4 protein-coding genes are annotated in these 3,391 nt (G+C 51.8%); 1 reads left to right on the forward strand and 3 read right to left on the reverse strand.

The window, feature by feature from the left end:
• Positions 1-297 precede the first annotated feature (297 nt).
• Entirely contained in the window at positions 298-438 is a 141-nt protein-coding gene (locus ACFCTO_RS12010; protein ID WP_292302234.1) for a hypothetical protein, read from the reverse strand.
• A gap of 96 nt (positions 439-534) precedes the next feature.
• On the opposite strand from ACFCTO_RS12010, the gene ACFCTO_RS12015 reads away from it, so the two are divergent.
• Positions 535-1,230 carry a DUF542 domain-containing protein gene (locus ACFCTO_RS12015; protein ID WP_292302235.1) on the forward strand — a complete coding sequence of 232 codons (696 nt, stop codon included), beginning with the start codon at positions 535-537 and terminating at the stop codon, positions 1,228-1,230.
• A gap of 81 nt (positions 1,231-1,311) precedes the next feature.
• Here ACFCTO_RS12015 and ACFCTO_RS12020 read toward each other — a convergent pair whose 3' ends face one another.
• Together ACFCTO_RS12020 and ACFCTO_RS12025 are read right to left on the reverse strand one after the other, a co-directional pair.
• Entirely contained in the window at positions 1,312-2,256 is a 945-nt protein-coding gene (locus ACFCTO_RS12020) for an alpha/beta hydrolase (RefSeq protein WP_302485813.1), read from the reverse strand.
• A gap of 218 nt (positions 2,257-2,474) precedes the next feature.
• The gene (locus ACFCTO_RS12025) at positions 2,475-3,239 is read right to left on the reverse strand and encodes a formate/nitrite transporter family protein (RefSeq protein WP_292107736.1); all 765 of its coding nucleotides are present in this window, start codon (positions 3,237-3,239) and stop codon (positions 2,475-2,477) included.
• Between the last annotated feature and the right edge of the window lie 152 nt (positions 3,240-3,391).

Raw genomic sequence — 3,391 nt, forward strand, 5'->3', positions numbered from 1 at the left:
TGACTATGAAAAATTATATGCAAACTACAAGAAAAAGGCAGCTTTGATTGCTGGATAACTGATTGATAGAAACCTCAATTTAATTTGTACTCAAACTTGACATAGGACCAGTCGCACCCTTCACGGGTGCGTGGATTGAAATAAGGAACATAAAAAGAAGATGGTAAAAGTCATTCACGTCGCACCCTTTACGGGTGCGTGGAGTGAAATACCGATATATTTCGACGAAGCTGATTTCATTTATAAAGGAAATAAAGGACGGCTGAAATATCTGGTCGTGAAAGAGCTGCTGCCGTTTCAAATCTTCAAATCCGATTCTGCATAGCGTGCCGCATCGCCAGCCAGGGCGATGCGGCTTTTTTCTATGTGGCCATAGAGTTCGCCGCCCCGTTTCGAGGCCGGGTAGACGAGGTATGAGAATTTTTTTTTATGTTGCAAATGCTACGGATGACTCCGGCAGTATCTGATATACTCAAGATGTCTTGAGAAACTAACTCATAAAAATAGATTCATACGAGAAAAGGAAGCGATACTATGATTACTAAAGACATGACGTTAGCTGACGTTGTAAAAGCTTATCCGAATACGATTGGATTCCTGAATGGACTACATCTCGATTACTGCTGCGGCGGCCATGACCCCATTGCTACGGCTGTCCGCGAAAAGGGCCTGGACGTAGATAAATTCCTGGCCGAACTCAATCAGGCCGCATCAAGAAAGGCTGCGCAGCGGGATGTACATGGCGATATTGAAGCGTTCAAAACGCTTGCAGTCACGGAAATGCTTGACGACCTGGAAGCGACGCATCACGTTACAGACCGCAGACTCATGGCTGAAACGGAAGAACTTCTCAACAAGATCCTCATCGTCCATTATCCGCATCATGGTAAAATGCTCACGCGCCTTCACCATCTTTATGCCGGCCTGAAGGCAGAACTGGAAGAGCATTTCGCCAAGGAAGAACAGCTCGTCTTCCCGTTGATGCGCCAGCATCCGCATCCGGACAGCCAGACGCTGGCACTTATCCAGGATTTGGAAGCAGAACACACAGGCGCCGGCGACGTCATCAAAGAAATCCAGGCCCTGACGGATAACTTCACGCCGCCAGAAGATGCTTGCCCGACCTTCCGCCAGACGTATGTTGTCATGGAGCAGCTCTTTGACGACATCTTTATCCACATCTTCAAGGAAAACTCCATCGCCTTCCCGGAATACGCCGAACAGGTCTGAGTATTCTGAATATAAGGAAAATCACCTGCCTCAAGGATTGATCAACATCTTTGGGACAGGTGATTTTTTTTAGAAATTTGTTTAGTTTTTCAAATACGAGTCGAAGAAAGCGGTGATGATGTCGAGGACTTCTTTTTGGTTCCAGTAGACGCTGCCGTGGGCTGCTCCTTCTACCAGGTAGCGTTTCGAGGGGATGTTATGTTTCTGGAAGGCCTGGAAGAGCAGGTCTGTCTGGCTCGGGGAGACGACGGTGTCCTTCGTGCCGTGCATGAGCAGCATAGGCGCACTGGTTTTGGAAATGTAAGTGATGGGGTTGGCCTTTTTGGCACCTTCCGGATTGGCCAGGATGCCGCCGTCCTGGCCGCCGAATACGGCAGAACCGTTCACCCAAAGGGCTTCCGTGGCGCCAGGCGACTGGTGGGCTTTTTTCACGGATTCACTGTAGTCGTCGCCGATGCGGGTGAGGTCAGAGAGGCCATAGAGGTCTACGGCTGCTTTTACGTCGCTTCCGACCTGGAGATTATCGCCTTTGTCAAAAGTCGTCGTGCCGCTGGTCGTCGCGGCCATGGCCGTGAGGTAGCCGCCGGCACTGCCACCGATGATGCCGATTCGTTCCGGGTCGATGCCAAATTGGTCTGCATGGGTCTTCAAATAGCGGATAGAGGCCTTCACATCTTCCAGGGGTTCCGGGAAGCGGGCCGTAGGTGCCACGCGGTACTGGATGGAAGCGACGACGTAGCCGGCTTCTGCCAGGTGCATGCGGAGTTGTATGCCGTTGTCCTTATTGGCATTGATGAAGCCGCCGCCCGTGACGTAAACGATGGCAGGCTGTTTCGTGTCCGATTTCGGCTGCAGGATGTCCATTTTCATGGCTACGTTAGGGTAGCCCCGCATCGGGACCTGTTCGTATACGACGTCGGAAATCTGATTGATCATCGGCGTCTTTACCGGAACGGATAACACCGTGCTTTCTACTTTTCCCGGCATATCTTTCGTAGCCGAGTCCACATCTACATTCATCGCCATGGCATTGCCTCCTATCCATACTAGCCCGGCCAGGGCCAGCGCTATGAGCCGTTTTTGAGGTTCTGTATACTTAAACATTTTTATGAGGCCTCCTTTTTGGGTTGTATTTCTTCCATTTTAGCATTGAATAGGGAAGCCGGCAATGTTTTGACTGGATAAATGACGGCCCTGGCGATGGAGAGGGGGGACGGGGCTGGTATAATTATAAAAACTGCCTCTTACGCTCGGTGCCGCGATGCGAGGCCGTAGGGGATGGATACGAAGAAGATGGCACCGGCTACGTTGCCGGCCGTGACGAAGCATAAGTTGTAGAAATAATGAGCCACGTTGATGGTATCCGGATGAGGGGCCATCAGGGCCAGGTCCATGAGGGTCATGTTGGCGATGCAATGGCCGAAGCCGAGGGTGTAGAAGACGTAGAGACACCAAAAAATCATGATCAGTTTGGCACTTTCCGAGTGACAGCGGAAACTGCACCATACGGCCAGGCAGACGAGGACGTTGCAGAGGATGCCACGGCAAAAGATTTCCAGCGGCGGCAGGTTCATCCGCAAGGCGGCAGCTTCCGTCAGGGCCTGGGCCATGGCTCCCGTATCGAGGCCTGTGCCATAGAAGATGACCGACAGGATGAGGGCGCCGAGCCAGTTGCCGAGATAACAGACGACCAGGAGCTTCACGACGTCTCCGGCGGTCACGGTCTTGCGCCGCAGGCCGTTATAGAGGATGAAGGCGTCACCGGTGAACATTTCCGCGCCGGCTATGATGACCAGGCTGAGGGCGACGCCGAAAGAAAGGCCCATGATGATATGGACCGATGGCTGCGGTCCGAGGTAGCTTTCGATGGCATAGGTCAGAAGGACGCCGAAGCCGAGATAAGCGCCGCCCAGGAGGGACACCATGACATAGCCCAGGGGATTTTCCTCCAGGAAGCGGACCTTGGCAGCGGCGCCATGGGCTGACGCTTCATATTCTTTTTCAAACAAATTGCTCACCTCATTCGTTTTTTTTTTCTTCATTATACCATCAGCACTTTACAACTTTTACGCTACCTCGGAAGTTGACGAAACCAGTTTACACAAGGCCTGCACTAAGTCCGTTGGATTTTTTGCGGTTTGGGCTTTAGAGACCAAAGTGC

This window comes from Megasphaera indica, assembly GCF_046614755.1.
Lineage (GTDB): Bacteria > Bacillota > Negativicutes > Veillonellales > Megasphaeraceae > Megasphaera > Megasphaera intestinihominis.